Source organism: Pseudomonas brassicacearum subsp. brassicacearum, from assembly GCF_008801605.1.
GTDB classification, from domain to species: Bacteria; Pseudomonadota; Gammaproteobacteria; order Pseudomonadales; family Pseudomonadaceae; genus Aquipseudomonas; species Aquipseudomonas brassicacearum.
Genome location: NZ_VZPJ01000018.1, coordinates 1 through 18,066, shown reverse-complemented (window position 1 = coordinate 18,066; position 18,066 = coordinate 1). Strand labels below are relative to the sequence as shown.

Genomic DNA, 18,066 nt, shown 5'->3' with positions numbered 1-18,066 from the left:
GATACAAATCCTCCGGGCCGCACTAGACTGATGCCCAGACAACGAACCGTCGGGTGTGACGGGCAGGAGGTCGATGATGAAACAGTGGACGAAAATGATGGCCGGTGTCGGGCTGCTCCTGGCCCTGCCGTGGGCCCAGGGCGAAGAAGCCCCGGCGTGTATCGAGGTGACCGTCGGTGGCTACAAGACCCCCGACTACAACTGCCTGAGCCGGCAGATGGGCAACGACCCGCAGGCTGCAACAGCTGCGCAACGGGCCCAGGATGCCATGAATGTGCCGGTCAACGAACGCGCACCGAACAGCATCGGCCTGGCAACCCCGGCGGCCACTGGCGTGCGCATGGGCAATACGTTTGGCACGTCGGTCAAGCCCCAGCGGCCGCCGGTTCCGACCAGCAATTCGCTGCTGCCCAACGGAAATAAATAGAGGCAAACGACAGACCTGCTCTGTGGGAGCAAAGCTTGCTCGCGATCCAGGCGCCACGGTCCGCCAGATTCACCTCATCATCGTTCATCGCGGGCAAGCCTTGCTCCCACAGTTGGCTCTCGCGGATCAGCCACCCGGACTCTGGCGAAAACTCACCGCCAGCCGGTTCCAGCTGTTGATGGTGCTGATCGCCAGGGTCAGGTCCACCAGTTCCTCCTCGCTGAAGCAGGCCCGGGCCTGGGCATAGACGTCGTCCGGCACCTGGCTTTCAGCCAATAGCGTCACCGCCTCGGTCCAGGCCAGGGCGGCGCGTTCGCGGGCAGTGAAAAAACCGCTGTCGCGCCACACTGCCACCGCGTAGAGCCGCCGCTCGGTCTCGCCCTGGCGTCGCGCCTCCACCGAATGCATGTCGGTGCAGAAGGCACAGCCATTGAGTTGTGAAGCGCGGATCTTGATCAGATGCAGCAGCGCCGGTTCGATACTCAGGCGACTGGTCAGGGCTTCCAGGCCGATCATGGCTTTCATCGCCCCAGGCGATGCAGTGTAGTAATCCAGACGCGGGCTCATGGCGGGCTCCGTGGTATTCGAGACCTTCACGCTAGGCCCTGGGACCGGCCAATGACAGGTCCAATTTGTCGAAAAACCCGGAGGCAAGTCCAATAGGCGGGATTTTCCCCACGCAACTTCTATGCAGTCGCACAATGCGGGTAATCTTGCGCCTTTGACGCCGGCGGCCAAACAATCGCCCAGGAGCTTGCGGGTATGGAACTTCATGTTGTCATCAACGGCCGCAAGGACCTGTCGGGCCAGTTGTATCAACAATTGCGCAGCGCCATCGAAAGCGGTCGCCTGGCGGCCGGCACGCAACTGCCGCCCAGCCGCCTGCTGGCCGAACAACTGGGAGTCTCGCGCAAGACCGTCTCCGACACCTACGCTCAACTGACCTACGAAAACCTGCTCACCGGCATCATCGGCAAAGGCACCTACGTCAACGCACGGCCGGCCAGGATCGTGCGCAAACAGAGCCACCGCGAACTGGCCGGCGCCGACGTCGTCGAAGCCTGGCGCACCATGCCCGACCTGATGCGCCATCCCACCCTCGAAGGCGCGTTGCGCTACGACTTCATCGGCGGCGCCACGGGCAAGGGCCAGTTTCCGCTGGACGACTGGCGGCGCTGCACGGCCCATGCGCTGCGCCAGATCGCCAGCGCCAAGGGCTTCTACAGCCAGCCCGAAGGCCTGCCGTCGCTGCGCAATGCCATTGCCCGGCACATCGCGTTTTCCCGCGGGGTAAATTGCCAGGATGAAGACGTGGTGGTGTGCAACGGCGCACAGCAAGCCCTGGACCTGATCTCGCGGGTGTTGACCCGGCCCGGCAGCCTGGTGGCCATGGAAGATCCGGGCTACCCGCCGGCGCGCTTGCTGTTCGGCTCCCAGGGCGCCACGGTGGTCGGAGTGCCGGTGGACGAGCAAGGCATGCGGGTCGACCTGATCCCCGACGGCACGCGGTTGATTTATGTGACGCCCTCCCACCAGTTTCCCCTGGGCATGCCCATGAGCCAGGCCCGCCGCGAGGCCCTGCTGGCGCGGGCCTATGAGCTGGGGGCGATCATCATCGAAGACGACTACGACAGCGAATTCCGCTACGAAGGCCGGCCCGCCGATTCGTTGCAGAGCCTGGACGAGCGCGGGATCGTGGCGTACGTCGGCACCTTCTCCAAGACCTTGTTGCCGGAGTTGCGCCTGGGCTATGCGATCCTGCCGCCGGCGATTCTTGAAGCGGTAATCCTGGCCAAGCGCCTCACCGACCAGCACACCTCCACCCTGCCCCAGTGGGCGCTGGCGAAGTTCATCGCCGAGGGTTGCCTGCTCAAGCATATCCGCCGCTGCCACACCCTGTATGCCGGTCGCCGCGAGCGAATCCTGGCTCGCATGGGCGGGGACTTATCGCCCTGGTTCGAGGCCGTGCCCACCACCGCGGGCTTTCATATGGCGGTGTTGTGCAAGGTTCCGATGGACCTGGCGCTGGTGATCGAACTGGCGAAAAAAGCCGAAGTCGGGCTCTACAGCCTTGATGGTTTTTTCAACGAGGCCCCGGTGCGGCCGGGCCTGTTCTTTGGTTTTGGCGCGATCGAAACCCTGGACATCGACATAGCCCTGGACCGCTTGCGCGACATTCTGCAGCAAGTGGCCTGAGGGATTGGACTGGGCATTTATCCGCCCATTGGCTGTTTGAGCCTTGCCCCGGCGGGCCTATCCTGCATGGGTGTCATTGATGTTGAACAACCCCCTGCGACTTGATTCAGGAGCCTGAACAATGTCTCGCCAAGTGATCAATACCGTACAGGTGCAAGCCGCCGCCGGTCGCTCGGAAGAACTGGGCCGGCAATTGCAGCAAATCGTCGAGACCCTGCGTACGCAGCCGGGCTGCGATGCCTACCTGGTCGACCATTGCCCGGACGATGGCGACCGCTGGAGCGTCAGTGCCCGCTGGCAGTCGGAAGCGGCCATGCAAGCCCACTTCAACTGCCCGGAAGTGCAAGGCTTCATCAGCCTGATCGACAACCGCCTGGCGCGCAGCGTCGACTTCAATAGCTGACACTCCGCGTCTGTAGGAGCAGCCGAGTGCAACGAGGCTGCGATCCTGTCCAATCCAATTAAATCCCAAGCCAAAGATCAAGAGCCAAAGATCGCAGCCTTCGGCAGCTCCTACAGGGGGTAGCTTTCAAATTGGGTGGATCGCGGTATTGGTCTACCCACCTTCCGAAAGATTGGACGTTTGCTTGCCCCTCCGTGGGGCTTAGGGTGAATCCATCGCCGCGACAGCGCGAAATCACTCGAAACCACATGGGTCATACCTTCATGAAAACACTCTGTCTGATCGCCGCCCTCGGCCTGCTGCCCATTACCCAGACCTACGCCCACGAAGCCGCGCCTTCGGAGAAGGTCACGGTGCTGCAGGAGCAATTGCTGAAAAACGCTCCAGGTAAAAAAACCATGATGCTGACCGTCGACTATGCCCCCGGCCAAGCGTCCATTGCCCATAAGCATGAGGGCACGGCCATGGCCTACGTACTGGAAGGCGCCATCACTTCCCAGGTCAAGGGTGAGCCGGCGAAGACCTACAAGACTGGAGAGTTCTGGTATGAAGCAGCGGGGTCCGAGCACCTGGTCTCGAGAAACGCCAGCACGAGCCAGCCGGCGAAACTGCTGGTGTTCATGGTGATGGGTGAGGATGAAGCGGTGTTGATACCGCTGAAAAACTAACAGCCACAGCACAGCTGTCCCCCTGTGGGAGCGAGCTTGCTCGCGATAGCGGTGGGTCAGCGACATTGAACGTGACTGATACACCGCCATCGCGAGCAAGCTCGCTCCCACAGGGACTCACAGCGAATATAAAAAAAAGCCCCGCATCTCTCAATGCGGGGCTTTTTCATTCAACGCCGGATCAGTTGGCCGTCACGACCGCCTGACCACTCAACGCCAGGTCCAGCAGTTCGCGGTTGGCGACCGCGTACATGGCGTAGTCGGTGCCGCTGGCGGCACGGATGTCCACCAGCATGGCGCGCCAGCGCTCGACCATTTCGTGATGCTGCTCAAGCCACATCGCCAGGCGCGTTTCCACATCCTGGGTCGCGTCGCCGTCCTGCAGGACCGAGATGGTGATCGCCCGTTGCTGCCAGTCGATGTCATCGCGGAACGCTTCACGGGCCAGTGCCTGCCAGTTGTTTTCCACCGGCAGTGCGCTGATCTGTTGCAGGTACCAGGTGATGTCCAGGGCGCTGCCCACGGCGAAGTAGGCCTTGGCCACATCGGCAGCGTTCTGGCCGGTGACGTCGGACGCCTCGATGATCGGCAACAAGGTGTACAGGTGCGTGGTGCCGGCAACCATACGCGCCAGCAACTCCGGCACACCGGCGGCCACATAGGCCTGGTAGCGGGTCTGCCAGCCTTCGCGGGTCGGACCTTCCAGCAGTTCGTCGAGCTTGAGGCCCAACGCTGCCAGGTGCGGGCCGAAGTGCGCGACGTCACGGGCAGCGTTCTGCTCGTTGCGGCGGCTGCGCAGGAACCAGCGCGTGGCGCGACGACCCAGGCGCATCAGTTCGTCCATCAGCTCCAGTTGCACGTCGGCCGAGACCTGGTGGTCCAGGGCCTCGATCTGACGGAACCAGTGCGGGAGGTGGAAGATATCCCGAACGATGACATAAGCACCCGCAACGTTCGCCGGGCTCATGCCCGTAGACTCCTTGAGCCGCTGAACGAAGGTGATGCCCATGTGGTTGACCAGGTCGTTGGCGATCTGGGTGCTGACGATCTCGCGCTTGAGGCGATGGCGACGCATGGCCTCGGAGAACTGGTTCACCAGCGTCGGCGGGAAAGCCGTCTCCATGTCACGGGTCAGGTAATCGTCGTCCGGTACCAGGGAGTTGAGCAGCGCTTCCTTGAGGTCGATCTTGCTGTAGGAGATCAACACCGACAGTTCGGCACGGGTCAGGCCATGGCCCGCCGCGACACGCTCGTTGATCGCCTCTTCAGACGGCAGGAACTCGATGGCGCGATCCAGCTTGCCGCGGCCTTCCAGATCGTTCATCAGACGCTTGTATTCGGCGATCCGCACGAAGGCACGGCGCGCCGCCAGGGACAGGGCCTGGGTCTGCTTGTAGTTGTTGCCCAACACCAGGCTACCGACTTCGTCGGTCATGCTCGCCAGCAACTGGTTGCGTTGCTTGTCGGTCATGTCGCCGGCCTGCACCACTTCGTTGAGCAGGATCTTGATGTTCACTTCGTGGTCGGAGCAGTCCACACCGCCCGCGTTGTCGATGAAGTCGGTGTTGGAACCGCCGCCATTGAGGCCGAACTCGACGCGACCCAGTTGGGTCATGCCCAGGTTGCCGCCCTCGCCCACGACCTTGCAGCGCAGTTCGTTGCCGTTCACGCGCAGAGCATCGTTGGCCTTGTCGCCGACATCGGCGTGGCTTTCAGTGCTGGCCTTGACGTAGGTGCCGATACCGCCGTTCCACAACAGGTCCACCGGCGCCTTGAGCAAGGCGTTGAGCAGCTCGGTCGGGGTCAGCTTGTCAGCCTTGATGTCGAAGCGTTCTTTCATCTGTGGCGAGATGGCGATGCTCTTCGCGCTGCGCGAGAAGATACCGCCGCCTTCGGACATGATGCTGGTGTCGTAGTCGCTCCAGGCCGAACGCGGCAGGTCGAACAGGCGCTTGCGCTCGGCAAAGCTGCTGGCAGGCTCCGGGTTCGGGTCGATGAAGATGTGCAGGTGGTTGAAGGCCGCGACCAGTTGCAGCTTGTCGGACATCAACAAGCCGTTGCCGAACACGTCGCCGGCCATGTCGCCGACGCCCACCACAGTGATGCTGTCTTCCTGGACATTGATGCCGCGCTCGCGGAAGTGGCGCTGCACGCCGACCCACGCGCCCTTGGCGGTGATGCCCATTTTCTTGTGGTCGTAGCCAGCCGAACCGCCGGAGGCGAACGCATCGCCCAGCCAGAAGCCATAGTCGATGGCGATGCCGTTGGCGATGTCGGAGAAGGTCGCAGTGCCCTTGTCCGCCGCCACCACCAGGTACGGGTCATCGTCGTCATGACGTACGACGTTGGCCGGCGGTACCAGTGCGCCGTCCTTCAGGTTGTCGGTGATGTCCAACAGGCCCGAGATGAAGATGCGGTAGCAGGCGATGCCCTCGGCCGCGATCTCGTCCCGGCTGCCGCCCAACGGCAGGCGACGTGGCAGGAAACCACCCTTGGCGCCCACCGGCACGATCACCGAGTTCTTCACTTGCTGGGCTTTTACCAGGCCAAGCACTTCGGTGCGGTAGTCTTCTTCACGGTCGGACCAGCGCAGGCCGCCGCGGGCAACGTTGCCGAAGCGCAGGTGCACGCCTTCGACCCGTGGCGAGTAGACGAAGATCTCGAACTTGGGCACCGGTTTCGGCAGTTCCGGGATCAGGTGCGGGTTGAACTTGAAGCTGAAGTAGGACTTGTTCTGGCCGTTGGCGTCGGTCTGGTAGAAGTTGGTCCGCAGGGTGGCCTTGATCAGGTCCAGGTAGCGACGCAGGATGCGGTCTTCGTTGAGCACCTGGACGTCGTCCAGGGCCGAGAGAATCGCTTGTTCCAGGCGCAGTTGCTTGTCTTCCAGGTCATCGCCACTGAGTTTGCGCGCCAGGTAGAAGCGGGTCTTGAACAACCGGGTCAACTCGCGAGCGATGTCGGTGTGGTTGTTCAGGGTGCTGGCGATGTAACCCAGGTCGAAGCCCAGGCGGATCTGCTTCAGGTAACGGGCGTAGGCACGCAGCAGCGCCACGTCGCGCCATGGCAGGCCGGCGGTCAGCACCAGGCGGTTGAACGCATCGTTCTCGGCATCGCCACGCACGATGTGGACGAAGGCGTCCTGCAAGGTGTCGTTGAGTTGCTGGATATCCAGGTCCAGGCCTTCGGCGGCGGTGAACGCGAAATCATGAATCCAGAACTCGCGGCCATTGGTGTGGCGCAGACGGTACGGGAACTCGCCCAGCACGCGCAGGCCGAGGTTTTCCAGGATTGGCAGCACGTCGGACAGCGCCAGTGGCGTATCGGCGTGATACAGCTTGCAGTGCAGCTCACGCTGGCCGGAGACCTGGCCCAGTGGCTGGTAGAAGCTCATGACCAGCGGATTTTTTTCGCTCAGGCTCAGCAGGTGCTGCATGTCGACCACGGCCGAGTGCGCAGCAAAGCGCTCGCGGTAGCCGGCCGGGAAGCCTTTCGGGAAATCCGACAGCACGTTGGTGCCCTGGGCTTCGCCGAAGCTCTCGACGACCAGGCTGGCGTAGTCGTCCTTCCAGCTGCGGCAGGCCTGGACCACTTCTTTTTCCAGCAAGACCGGATCGATGTCGAGACGGTTCTTCGGATCCACCCGCAGGATCAGTTGTACACGGGCCAGTACGGACTCGGAGAAGAAGGTCCAGAACTCGCAGTCCGAGGCTTTCAGGCGATCCATCAGCACTTGCTGGATCTTCTGGCGCACTTCGGTGGAGTAGATGTCACGTGGCACGTAGGCCAGGCAGTAGCAGAAACGGCCATACGGGTCTTTGCGCAGGAACACGCGGATCTTGTTGCGTTCCTGGATCTGCACGATGGACATGACAGTGCTGAACAGCTCGTCCACCGGGGTCTGGAACAGGTCGTCACGGGGCAGCACTTCGACCACCTGGGCCAGTTCCTTGCCCAGGTGCGCCTTGGCCTGGAAGCCCGAGCGACGCTCGATTTCCGCGACCTTGCGGCGGATGTACGGGATGACCCGCACGCTCTCGCCATACACCGAAGAGGTGTACAGGCCCATGAAGCGGCATTCCTTGATGACCTTGCCGTTGGCGTCGATTTCACGGATCGACACGTAGTCCGGGTAGGCCGGACGGTGTACGCGGCTCGGGTGCGCGGCCTTGGCGAACGACAACGGCGTCGGTTCGCGCAGGTAATTGACGGCGTAGTCTTCGATGCGCAGGTCTTCGGCGGTCAGGCCAGCGCGCAGCAATTTGGTCAGGCCGAGGAACGAATCGGGGTTGTACTCGATGTGGCCACCATCGGCCTCATCGCGAACCACGAACTCTTCGTAGCCCAGGAAGGTGAAGTGGTTGCCCACCAGCCATTCCAGGAAACTCTTGATCTCGCTCTTTTCCTCAGCGTCGATGGCGTAGGCGCTGCTGTCCAGGCTGTCGAGGATTTCCTGGACCTTGGCTTTCATCGGTTCGAAGTCGGCCACGGCCACGCGCACTTCGCCCAGCACTTGCTCAAGTTCCTTGCTCAGGACGTTGAGTTCGGCGGCGTTGGCGCAGCGGTCGATCTCCAGGTACATCAACGACTCTTGCAGGATGCCGTCGCCCTGGGTGCCTTTTGGCAGGATTTCCAGCAACTCGCCCTTGCTGCCGCGACGCACGCTCAGCACGGTGGTTTGCAGGGTATGGATGCTGTAGCCGCGACGGTTCAGCTCGGTGCGGACCGAGTCCACCAGGAATGGCAGATCGTGGTGCAACACTTCCACGGCCGTGTGGGTCGACTGCCAGCCGTGGCGTTCGTAATCGGGGTTGTAGACGCGCACCTGCGGTTGCGTGTGATCGAAGCGCTCAAGCAGGCGCCAGGCAGACAGGGTGCAGCCGGCAAGGTCGGACAACCGGCGCTGGGTAAGTTCATCGAGGGAAATGATGCCGAAGAATTGTTCAGCGAACAGCGCCACTTGTGGCAGTGCCTGTTCACTGATGTGCTGCGCCAGTGCCGCTTGCAGTTGATGCTGGAAGTCGGCTTTGCTGGCTGCGGTGAAGAACGCCATCTGTGGTACTCCGCTTGGGCTTGTTATTGATTGAAGCGTCGCGTGCAACCCCTGCGGGGCTGTCGGCCATCCCGTTCCTGATTCTCGGGCAGAGGAAACAGGATGACAGGTGGATGAAGCTGGACAGGACCCGCAGGTCACATCCTTTTCCATGTAATTTCATGTCATGGACACCTGCAAAAACCACTCCGGGATGGCCTTTGCAGGTGCACATCCGTTGCGCAGCTTAACGAGTGCGACAATGTGCCTGCTTGCAGCGCTGCGACATATTCGGTCATCGGCAAGCTAAACCGGCCCGAGTTCATCGAACAACCCTAGCAGCCCAGGGGCGAAACGGCACCTGGCAGTGTGAAATCGCAGCCCGATTGCGGTAATCCAGCGCAAAGTCCTCCAGGCTGGCAGAATCCACTTTTTTCGGCTCATCGAGCCAGGAGCCATCACCATGCAAATGACCACCACCCTGCTGATCGCCAATCCGTGCGACGACGAAGAAGACAACATGGCCATGCTCTGCTGCCACAGCGCCCAGGGCGAAATGTTCCTGATGACCCGCTACCCCGACGAAGACGAACTGGAGATTGCCCTGGATGGCGAGCCTTCGACGCTGGACGGCGTGAAAGTCACGCTGAGCCCTACCCGCTTGCTGATTGAGATTGCGGCGGCGGATGCCGATGCGTTGAACGGCGACGACGTGCTGGAAATCACCCACGACACCGATGCGGCGGACCTGGCGGAAGTGGAACTGACGTTGCAGAACATCCTCAAGGGGACGGGCACCTATATAAGCCAGCTCTGATTCCTGTCGGCGTTGATCGTTCCCACGCTCTGCGTGGGAATGCATCCCGTGACGCTCTGCGTCACCTTCCAGAAGCAGAACGCGGAGCGTCCCTGACGGCATTCCCACGCGGAGCGTGAGGAACGATCAAAGGCGACTGCTCTTGCGTGGCGAGGGATCCGTGCACCGGCTGTTATTCGTCTTTCTGCACCAGATTGCCGTCAGCGTCATAGGCCAGGTACGCGTCACTATCCTTCGGGTCCCTCACGTAATAACGGGCCTCATTGCCGTTATCCGGCACTTCCAGGCTGGCATAGGACCCCAGCTCCTTGATCAGTTTGTTGTCTTGACTGATCAGGACCAGCCCGGAACCACCACCGGCCCGAATGGCCGCTGCGTACCGAGTCTGGAACGCGTTGAGCTGGCTGTACTCCAGCGGGACTCGCAAGATGCCCGCCAGGTCGATGGCGCCATAGCTGCCGGCGCGTGCGACCACCGCCATACCGTTGGAAAACGGTTCCACCTCGTCATACGGTAACTTGATGGGCAGCCGCGTCCCCTGGCGATTGATAAAAGCAAACTTCCTGCTTTTAGCGTCCTGCACCAACAGCGGTTGCTGCCCGACAAACCGGCCTATCACGTTGTCACCCGGCAGGTTGAGCCGTTTACCGTCCAGGTCGAAAACGTTCTGACGACTCCGGTCGGCAGAGCTGGCGTAGAGCAAACCCTCGCTGTGCTCGATGCCTGAGAACTGCGCCGGCAGGATTTCCTTGCCGTCCAGGGTATAGGCGCCGTAGAGGCCTTCCATGACATCGGTTCGTTTGCCGAGACGGGCGATGAACACGTTGCCAGTCACGGTGGGGTTGACGAATTTCATCGGCAATACGAAACGATGCCCCTTGGCATCGTAGAGCCCATAAGGTCCGTTGGTTTCCCGCTCCACCAACAGCAGGCCATTGCTCAACGTTTCGGTGATGTATTCGAACGGCAGGTCCACGAGCTTGTTGCTGCCGGCAGGAAAATAGGCGAGCTGGCTGCGCAACGCCTGCCAGTCCGAGTCCGGGTCGCTGGACTTTTCCGGGGAAAACAATGTGTAGGTATCCGCCATCTGGCTGTCTTGCACCTGCACCCAACGGGGCTTGATCAACCACTGGCCGGCCTGGTCGATGAAGCCGTAGCGCTCGGCGTTTCGGTCCAGAGCGATGTAACGCGCCTGCTCCGCCAGGACGTTGTCGACCTGGGTGAACTCAACGCTGTTGTCTTCCATCGGATCGAGCACATGAATGACGATGCGTTGCGGGGTGGCCTCGAATTGATAGTCGACCTCGGTGTTTTTCAACGGCCCCACCTGAGCGGCCAGCGCCTGGGTCAGGCGTTCCAACTGCTGCTGTACCGCCTGGCCGGTCTTGAGCTGCTTGAGATCGTCCTTGGTCTGCAGCAGCGCTTTGTAATAGTCGTGCAACGCCGCGATATCGCCTTCGGAGGGGAACGCGCGGGAGTTGTTGCCGTTGCTGTAGAGCGCCTTGCCCGCGTCGTCCAGCCCCTGCACCACGAAGGTCGACATCTTCGGCGTACTCAGGCGCACAGAGGCGCTGGCGTCACCCAGGGCGGTGAGCTGGAAGGACTGGCCATCGTCCAGGGTCACCTTCGGGTGATCCTTGTCCAGGACCACTTTCCTGAACGCCGGATAACTGCGGTAAGCGACCGTCAGGCCGAGACTCGCCAGAGGCTTGTTCACCGCAAGTGCGAAGGCGTCATGGGACGCGATCATGTCGTCAGACTCGACCTTGGGCGGCGCCTTGAGATCGGCGAAGGTTTTTTCGCTGCCATCGCGAAACCGCAGGCGCTGCGGCAGGTACTGCTCGGCCACCGGTTCATCCGGCGTCGCGGCGCGCTTCCAGAGCGGATCAAGGCTGCTGGTGTCGAGCCTCACTTCGGAACCGTCGGCGAATAGCCTCTGGGCAAAACGCAGGCCCTGGATCGAGGCCAGTTCAGCTTTCAGTTGCGCACTGGTGAGTGGGACAAACAGCGGTTCGTACTGCAACGGCCGCTCGTCGGCAGGCTCGGTCGTCTCAATACTCAGGCTCAATTGCGCGTCACTGATCAGCTCCAGGGAACGGAGCGTTTCACCGGTGTCCTGAATCAAATAGTTGAGGCGTCTCTCCACCTCGGGCAGTGCCAGCGTGCCGATGTCTTCCATGCCCCCTTCGTTCAGTTGCTCGGCGGCGAAACCTTCATCCACCGGCGCGCCGCTGTGGCGAAACAGGGTGTAGGACGCACAACCCACCACCAACAAGGTCACGCTCAGTATCGACAGCAATCTCACGCGAGGCTGGGAGAAGTTCATGGAGGCTTCGATCGTCAAAGGGCTTGGGGAAGGCAGGCAGCTAACCACACGGCCTTACGCGCTGCAAATCGCCCTGGAGGGCCTGTTCTGTTACTTCGGCCTGCCGACCTGCCTGGATCGTCGCCCTTGTCCGGCTGAAGTGAACCACCGTCGGTCGTGCCTCTGACACGTCGCCCTTGACGGAGGGATGGATTCTGATGTTTCCTGAAACCGGTTTCAGAACCGCTAATAAATCCAATAAGCAGGTTTCAATCCGTGAATTCTTTCTCCGCCGCCCAGCGCAGCCGCGTGACCATGCTTGATGTCGCCGAACGCGCCGGGGTCTCCAAGGCCAGTGTCTCGCGTTTCATCGGCGAGGACCGCGCCCTGCTCTCCGAGGCCATTGCCCGGCGTATCGAGCAAGCCATCAGCGAACTGGGCTACCGGCCGAACCAGATGGCCCGCGGCCTCAAGCGCGGGCGCACACGCCTGATCGGCATGCTGGTGGCCGATATCCGCAACCCCTATTCGATTGCCGTGATGCATGGCGTGGAAACCGCCTGTCGTCGCCATGGCTACAGCCTGGTGGTGTGCAACACCGACCGTGATGACGAGCAGGAGCGCCAGCACCTGGCGCTGTTGCGCGCCTACAACATCGAAGGGTTGATCGTGAACACCCTGGGTCACCACCGTGACGAACTGTTTGAACTGCGCAGCGAAATGCCTCTGGTGTTGGTGGATCGCAAGGTCGATCAACTCGACAGCGACCTGGTCGGCCTCGACAACCCAAAAGCCATCGAGATGGCCCTCGATCACCTCGAACAACGGGGCTACCGCGATCTGTTGCTGGTGACCGAACCGTTCGACGGCACCAGCTCACGAATCGAGCGAGTCGAGAGTTTCAAGACCGGCATCGCGCGACGCCCTGCCCTGACCGGCGCCGTGGTGGAAACCTGCGATCAACTGAGCGCGCGCATCAAGGCTTTCCTGGCCCAACCGGGGCAAGGCCCCAAGGCGCTGTTCTGTGCCAATGGCATTGCCGCGCTGGCCGCCACGACGGTGTTGCGCGAGCTCGGTTGCCACTTGTTCGACGACGTAGGCCTGATTGCCCTCGACGACCTGGATTGGTACCCCTTGGTGGGCAGCGGCATCACGGCCCTGGCCCAACCGACAGCGGAGATCGGCGCCAGTGCGTTCGACTGTCTGCTCAAGCGTTTGCGTGGGGATAAAGGGCCAGTGCGGACCTTGGATTTTGCGGCGCGGTTGATCGAGCGTGGGTCGACGCGTGGGGTTTCTCGATGATCGAGCCGGCCTTATCGCGAGCAAGCTCGCTCCCACAGGGATTTCCAGCGCGACGCAGATCCCGTGTGGAGCGAGCTTGCTCGCGATGAGGCCCTGAAGCACACCACCTTTTTTTTGCACAAAACTGAAACCGGTTTCAGAGGTATAAAAACAATGCACAATCCACCCGTCTCCATCAGTCTTTCCAGCTACCGCGCCGACCTGGTACGGCAACAAGGCCAAGGCAGTTTCATCGATCTGCTGGCAGCCGCCGGTGCCTCGCGCATCGAATGGCGCGAAGAATTGCTCACCACCGAACAGCCCGCCGAACTGGCCGCTCGCGCTCGTGCCCAGGGGCTGCAAAGTATTTTCTCGTCGCCACTGGAGCTGTGGCTCGCCGGGCAGTCCAGGCCCAACCCCGCCCTGGCGCTGACCCTGCAACGGTCCGAGGCGTTCGGCTCGGCATGGCTGAAAGTCTCCCTCGGGCACTTCACCGACTCCCATGATCTGTCGGCATTGGCGGATGTGCTCGGCGCAAGCCCGGTGCAGTTGCTGGTGGAAAACGACCAGACCTTGCAAGGCGGACGGATCGAACCGTTGCAGCGCTTCTTCAGCGCAGCAGAAACGCACGCATTGCCCGTCGGCATGACCTTCGACATCGGCAACTGGCAATGGCAGGACCAATCGGCCGCCGTCGCCGCCCGACAGCTCGGACGGTATGTGGCTTACGTGCATTGCAAGGCAGTGGCCCAGCGCGCCGACGGCAAACTGGTCGCCGTGCCTCCGGCCATGACCGACCTGCACCTGTGGGAACAACTGCTCAAGCACATGCCCGTCGGTGTGATGCGCGCCGCCGAATATCCGCTGCAAGGCGAAGACTTGTTGCAATTGACCGCTGGACATGTCGCCACGCTGTCCCGTCTCGGACAATCGCGCCGGGAGCCTGCCCATGCCTGAGTTCGATGTGTTGTCGTTCGGCGAAACCATGGCGATGCTGGTGGCTGACCAGCGCGGTGAGCTGGCCAGCGTCGACCAGTTCCACAAGCGTATCGCCGGGGCCGACAGCAACGTGGCCATCGGCCTGTCGCGACTGGACTTCAAGGTTGCGTGGCTGAGCCGGGTCGGCGCTGATTCCCTGGGACGCTTCGTAGTGCAGACCCTGGAAAACGAAGGCCTGGATTGTCGCCACGTAGCGGTCGATCCAACGCACCCCACCGGCTTTCAGTTCAAGTCGCGTACCGACGATGGCAGCGACCCGCAGGTCGAGTATTTCCGTCGTGGCTCGGCGGCCAGTCATCTGTCGATCGATTCCATCGCGCCAGCGCTGCTTGAAGCCCGTCACTTGCACGCCACCGGCATCGTCCCGGCGTTGTCGGCCACGGCCCGCGAGATGTCCTTTGAATTGATGACCCGCATGCGCGAAGCCGGCCGCAGCCTGTCGTTCGACCCCAACCTGAGGCCGAGCCTGTGGACCAGCGAGTCGGCCATGATTGCGCAAATCAATCGCCTCGCCGCCCTCGCCCACTGGGTCCTGCCGGGGCTCGGCGAAGGTCGCTTGCTGACCGGTTTCGACGACCCGGCCGATATCGCCGCGTTCTATCTGGATCAAGGCGCCGAAATCGTCGTGATCAAGCTCGGCGCGGACGGTGCCTATTACCGCACGCACCTGGACCAGGGCGTTATCGCCGGCGTACCGGTAGCCCGGGTGGTGGACACCGTGGGCGCTGGCGATGGCTTCGCCGTCGGCCTGATCAGTGCGTTGCTCGACGGCCGCGCCATCACCGAGGCCGTGCAGCGCGCCAACTGGATCGGCAGCCGCGCGGTGCAGAGCCGTGGGGATATGGAAGGGTTGCCGACGCGCACCGAGTTATTGGCTGAATTTGAAACCGCCTATCGCGAGCAAGCTCGCTCCCACATGGGATCGAGTTAACCCCTGTGGGAGCGAGCTTGCTCGCGATAGAGCTACCACAAAACGCACCTGCTGCAACAAAAACAACAAGCTCAGGAGTCAACGACATGCAAACGCTCAACCTCGCCACCCGTCGCTGGTGGTACATCATGCCCATCGTGTTCATCACCTACAGCCTGGCCTACCTGGACCGGGCCAACTATGGATTTGCCGCCGCCTCGGGCATGGCCAAGGACCTGATGATCACCCCGGGGCTGTCATCGCTGCTCGGCGCACTGTTTTTCCTCGGCTACTTTTTCTTCCAGGTACCGGGGGCGATCTACGCGCAAAAGCACAGCGTGAAGAAGCTGATCTTCGTCAGCCTGATTCTCTGGGGCTCACTGGCCACCCTGACGGGCGTGGTCTCCAACGCCTACTGGTTGATCGTGATCCGCTTCATGCTCGGGGTGGTCGAGGCCGCCGTGATGCCGGCGATGCTGGTGTACCTGTGCCACTGGTTCACCCGGGCCGAACGCTCGCGCGCCAATACCTTCCTGATCCTTGGCAACCCGGTGACCATGCTCTGGATGTCGGTGGTGTCGGGTTACCTGGTGCAGCAGTTCGACTGGCGCTGGATGTTCATCATCGAAGGCCTGCCGGCGGTGCTCTGGGCCTTTATCTGGTGGCGCCTGGCCGATGATCGCCCAGCCCAGGCCAAGTGGCTCAGCGATCAGGAGAAACGGGACCTGGAAAGCGCCTTGGCGGCCGAACAGGTCGGCATCAAGGCAGTGAAGAACTACGCCGAGGCCTTTCGCTCGCCCAAGGTGATCATCCTGGCGCTGCAGTTTTTCTGCTGGAGCATCGGGGTCTACGGGTTCGTGCTGTGGTTGCCGTCGATCCTCAAGGCCGGCCTGCAGATGAACATGGTCGAGGCCGGGTGGCTATCGTCCTTGCCTTACCTGGCGGCAGTGATCGGCATGCTGGTGGTGTCCTGGGCGTCGGACAAGGCGCAGAAGCGCAAGCGTTTTGTCTGGCCGCCCCTGCTGATCGCCTCCGTCGCGTTCTACGCCTCCTACCTGCTGGGGGCCGAGCATTTCTGGTGGTCCTATGGCTTGCTGGTGGTCGCCGGCGCTTGCATGTACGCGCCGTATGGTCCGTTCTTTGCCATCGTTCCGGAAATCCTCCCGGCCAACGTCGCCGGCGGCGCCATGGCGTTGATCAACAGCATGGGCGCGCTGGGTTCGTTCGGCGGCTCGTATCTGGTGGGCTACCTCAACGGCACCACCGGCTCCCCTGGCATGTCCTTCCTGCTGATGAGCGGCGCTTTGCTGCTGTCGGTGGTACTGACCCTCGCCCTCAAGCCCGGCGCCAGCGACCGGGAAGTCTCCAATACCGCGACGCCACACCCGGCGCCCGCCCGTTCCTGAATCGAGACCCGTCCCATGAAAAAGCATGTGGTGTTGTACAAAGCGCTGTCCCCTCAATTGATGGCCCGTCTGCAAGCCCAGGCCCACGTCACGCTCATCGAGCGCCTCGATGCCCAGGGCCTGGCGCAACTGCGCGACGCCCTCCCCGCCGCCCACGGCCTGCTGGGCGCCAGCCTCAAGCTGGATGCGGCGCTGTTGGACCTGGCGCCGAACCTGCAAGCCATCGCCAGCGTCTCGGTGGGGGTCGACAACTACGACATCGATTACCTGACCGAACGCCGGATCCTGCTCAGCAATACCCCCGACGTGCTGACCGAAACCACCGCCGACACTGGGTTCGCCTTGATCCTGGCGACCGCTCGACGCGTGGTGGAACTGGCCAACCTGGTTCGCGCAGGAGAGTGGCAACAGAGCATCGGCCCGCGGCATTTCGGCACCGACGTCCATGGCAAGACCCTGGGCATCATCGGCATGGGCCGCATCGGCGAGGCCCTGGCCCAACGCGGGCATTTCGGCTTCGGCATGCCGGTGCTCTACCACAGCCATTCACCCAAGCCCGCGGTCGAGCAGCGTTTCGGCGCGCGCTATTGCAGCCTCAAGACACTGTTGCAGCAGGCGGACTTCATTTGCCTGACCCTGCCCTTGACCGCTGAGACTCAAGGGCTGATCGGTGCACAAGCGTTCGCGCAGATGCGCCCTGAAACCATTTTCATCAATATTTCCCGGGGCAAGGTGGTCGATGAAGCGGCGCTGATCGACGCCCTGCGCAGCGGGCAGATCCGTGGCGCGGGGCTGGATGTGTTCGAGCGCGAACCCTTGAGTGCGGATTCGCCGCTATTGCAAATGGATAACGTGGTCGCGACCCCGCATATGGGCTCGGCCACCCACGAGACACGGGAGGCGATGGCGCGTTGTGCGGTGGACAACCTGTTGGCGGCATTGGCGGGGGAGCGGCCGGTGAATCTGGTGAATCCAGGGGCGTGGCGCGGCTGAGTTCCTGTGGGAGCTGAGCTTGCTCGCGATAGCGGTGGGTCAGGCTGCATTGAAGTTGAATATGCCGCCGTCATCGCGAGCAAGCTCGGCTCCCACACTGATCTCGGGTGCTCATGGCATCGGTGTCCATCGCCACCCCCTGTGGGAGCTGAGCTTGCTCGCGATAGCGGTGGGTCAGGCTGCATTGAAGTTGAATGTCCCGCCGTCATCGCGAGCAAGCTCGGCTCCCACACTGATCCCGGGTGCTCATGGCATCGGTGTCCATCGCCAACCCCTGTGGGAGCTGAGCTTGCTCGCGATAGCGGTGGGTCAGGCTGCATTGAAGTTGAATGTGCCGCCGTCATCGCGAGCAAGCTCGGCTCCCACACTGATCCCGGGCGCTCATGGCATCGGTGTCCATCGCCAACCCCTGTGGGAGCTGAGCTTGCTCGCGATAGCGGTGGGTCAGGCTGCATTGAAGTTGAATGTGCCGCCGTCATCGCGAGCAGGCTCGCTCCCACACTGTTCCCGGGTGCTCATGGCATCGGTGTCCATCGCCAACCCCTGTGGGAGCTGAGCTTGCTCGCGATAGCGGTGGGTCAGGCTGCATTGAAGTTGAATGTGCCGCCGTCATCGCGAGCAAGCTCGGCTCC

13 protein-coding genes are annotated in these 18,066 nt (G+C 62.3%); 10 read left to right on the top strand and 3 right to left on the bottom strand.

Features of this window, described 5'->3' with window-relative positions; translation table 11 throughout:
• Positions 1-73: 73 nt before the first annotated feature.
• Entirely contained in the window at positions 74-427 is a 354-nt protein-coding gene (locus F7R20_RS27820; protein ID WP_003202629.1) for a hypothetical protein, read from the top strand.
• A 126-nt stretch (positions 428-553) separates the two neighbouring features.
• Here the strand turns inward: F7R20_RS27820 and F7R20_RS27815 are convergent, their stop codons facing one another.
• Complete coding sequence (locus F7R20_RS27815) at positions 554-994, bottom strand: carboxymuconolactone decarboxylase family protein (protein ID WP_003202631.1); 441 nt, start codon at positions 992-994, stop codon at positions 554-556.
• A 195-nt stretch (positions 995-1,189) separates the two neighbouring features.
• On the opposite strand from F7R20_RS27815, the gene pdxR reads away from it, so the two are divergent.
• The 3 genes from pdxR to F7R20_RS27800 all read left to right on the top strand — a co-directional run bounded on the left by pdxR (position 1,190) and on the right by F7R20_RS27800 (position 3,694).
• A complete protein-coding gene (gene pdxR, locus F7R20_RS27810; protein ID WP_003202633.1) occupies positions 1,190-2,623 on the top strand; it encodes a MocR-like pyridoxine biosynthesis transcription factor PdxR in 1,434 nt (477 codons plus the stop codon).
• A 121-nt stretch (positions 2,624-2,744) separates the two neighbouring features.
• Positions 2,745-3,026, top strand: a complete 282-nt coding sequence (locus F7R20_RS27805) for an antibiotic biosynthesis monooxygenase family protein (protein ID WP_003202634.1) — start codon at positions 2,745-2,747, stop codon at positions 3,024-3,026.
• 263 nt (positions 3,027-3,289) lie between these two features.
• Positions 3,290-3,694, top strand: coding sequence for a cupin domain-containing protein (locus F7R20_RS27800; protein WP_003202636.1), 405 nt, complete (start codon positions 3,290-3,292; stop codon positions 3,692-3,694).
• 181 nt (positions 3,695-3,875) lie between these two features.
• Here the strand turns inward: F7R20_RS27800 and F7R20_RS27795 are convergent, their stop codons facing one another.
• Positions 3,876-8,744, bottom strand: coding sequence for an NAD-glutamate dehydrogenase (locus F7R20_RS27795; protein ID WP_003202639.1), 4,869 nt, complete (start codon positions 8,742-8,744; stop codon positions 3,876-3,878).
• 442 nt (positions 8,745-9,186) lie between these two features.
• On the opposite strand from F7R20_RS27795, the gene F7R20_RS27790 reads away from it, so the two are divergent.
• Positions 9,187-9,540, top strand: a complete 354-nt coding sequence (locus F7R20_RS27790) for a hypothetical protein (RefSeq protein ID WP_003202641.1) — start codon at positions 9,187-9,189, stop codon at positions 9,538-9,540.
• A 172-nt stretch (positions 9,541-9,712) separates the two neighbouring features.
• Here F7R20_RS27790 and F7R20_RS27785 read toward each other — a convergent pair whose 3' ends face one another.
• Complete coding sequence (locus F7R20_RS27785) at positions 9,713-11,866, bottom strand: WG repeat-containing protein (protein ID WP_003202644.1); 2,154 nt, start codon at positions 11,864-11,866, stop codon at positions 9,713-9,715.
• A 255-nt stretch (positions 11,867-12,121) separates the two neighbouring features.
• Between F7R20_RS27785 and F7R20_RS27780 the strand changes: the two genes are divergently transcribed.
• The 5 genes from F7R20_RS27780 to F7R20_RS27760 all read left to right on the top strand — a co-directional run bounded on the left by F7R20_RS27780 (position 12,122) and on the right by F7R20_RS27760 (position 17,434).
• Positions 12,122-13,147: a LacI family DNA-binding transcriptional regulator gene (locus F7R20_RS27780; protein ID WP_003202646.1), complete on the top strand. Its 1,026-nt coding sequence runs from the start codon at positions 12,122-12,124 to the stop codon at positions 13,145-13,147.
• Positions 13,148-13,300: 153 nt separating this feature from the next.
• Entirely contained in the window at positions 13,301-14,083 is a 783-nt protein-coding gene (locus F7R20_RS27775; protein WP_003202647.1) for a sugar phosphate isomerase/epimerase family protein, read from the top strand.
• Positions 14,076-15,056: a sugar kinase gene (locus F7R20_RS27770; RefSeq protein WP_003202649.1), complete on the top strand. Its 981-nt coding sequence runs from the start codon at positions 14,076-14,078 to the stop codon at positions 15,054-15,056. The genes F7R20_RS27775 and F7R20_RS27770 overlap by 8 nt, the downstream gene beginning before the upstream one ends.
• 86 nt (positions 15,057-15,142) lie before the next feature.
• Positions 15,143-16,441 (top strand): MFS transporter, encoded by a 1,299-nt coding sequence (locus F7R20_RS27765; RefSeq protein WP_003202651.1) that lies wholly within the window; start codon positions 15,143-15,145, stop codon positions 16,439-16,441.
• A 15-nt stretch (positions 16,442-16,456) separates the two neighbouring features.
• On the top strand, positions 16,457-17,434 hold the full coding sequence (locus F7R20_RS27760) for a bifunctional glyoxylate/hydroxypyruvate reductase B (RefSeq protein WP_003202653.1): 978 nt from the start codon (positions 16,457-16,459) through the stop codon (positions 17,432-17,434).
• The last annotated feature ends 632 nt before the right edge of the window (positions 17,435-18,066 follow it).

What these genes read in the sequence shown, in the direction of transcription:
- F7R20_RS27820 (WP_003202629.1), top strand. Translation starts at nt 74, where the DNA reads ATGATGAAACAGTGGACGAAAATGATGGCCGGTGTCGGGCTGCTCCTG.
- F7R20_RS27815 (WP_003202631.1), bottom strand. Translation starts at nt 994, where the DNA reads ATGAGCCCGCGTCTGGATTACTACACTGCATCGCCTGGGGCGATGAAA.
- pdxR (WP_003202633.1), top strand. Translation starts at nt 1,190, where the DNA reads ATGGAACTTCATGTTGTCATCAACGGCCGCAAGGACCTGTCGGGCCAG.
- F7R20_RS27805 (WP_003202634.1), top strand. Translation starts at nt 2,745, where the DNA reads ATGTCTCGCCAAGTGATCAATACCGTACAGGTGCAAGCCGCCGCCGGT.
- F7R20_RS27800 (WP_003202636.1), top strand. Translation starts at nt 3,290, where the DNA reads ATGAAAACACTCTGTCTGATCGCCGCCCTCGGCCTGCTGCCCATTACC.
- F7R20_RS27795 (WP_003202639.1), bottom strand. Translation starts at nt 8,744, where the DNA reads ATGGCGTTCTTCACCGCAGCCAGCAAAGCCGACTTCCAGCATCAACTG.
- F7R20_RS27790 (WP_003202641.1), top strand. Translation starts at nt 9,187, where the DNA reads ATGCAAATGACCACCACCCTGCTGATCGCCAATCCGTGCGACGACGAA.
- F7R20_RS27785 (WP_003202644.1), bottom strand. Translation starts at nt 11,866, where the DNA reads ATGAACTTCTCCCAGCCTCGCGTGAGATTGCTGTCGATACTGAGCGTG.
- F7R20_RS27775 (WP_003202647.1), top strand. Translation starts at nt 13,301, where the DNA reads ATGCACAATCCACCCGTCTCCATCAGTCTTTCCAGCTACCGCGCCGAC.
- F7R20_RS27770 (WP_003202649.1), top strand. Translation starts at nt 14,076, where the DNA reads ATGCCTGAGTTCGATGTGTTGTCGTTCGGCGAAACCATGGCGATGCTG.
- F7R20_RS27765 (WP_003202651.1), top strand. Translation starts at nt 15,143, where the DNA reads ATGCAAACGCTCAACCTCGCCACCCGTCGCTGGTGGTACATCATGCCC.
- F7R20_RS27760 (WP_003202653.1), top strand. Translation starts at nt 16,457, where the DNA reads ATGAAAAAGCATGTGGTGTTGTACAAAGCGCTGTCCCCTCAATTGATG.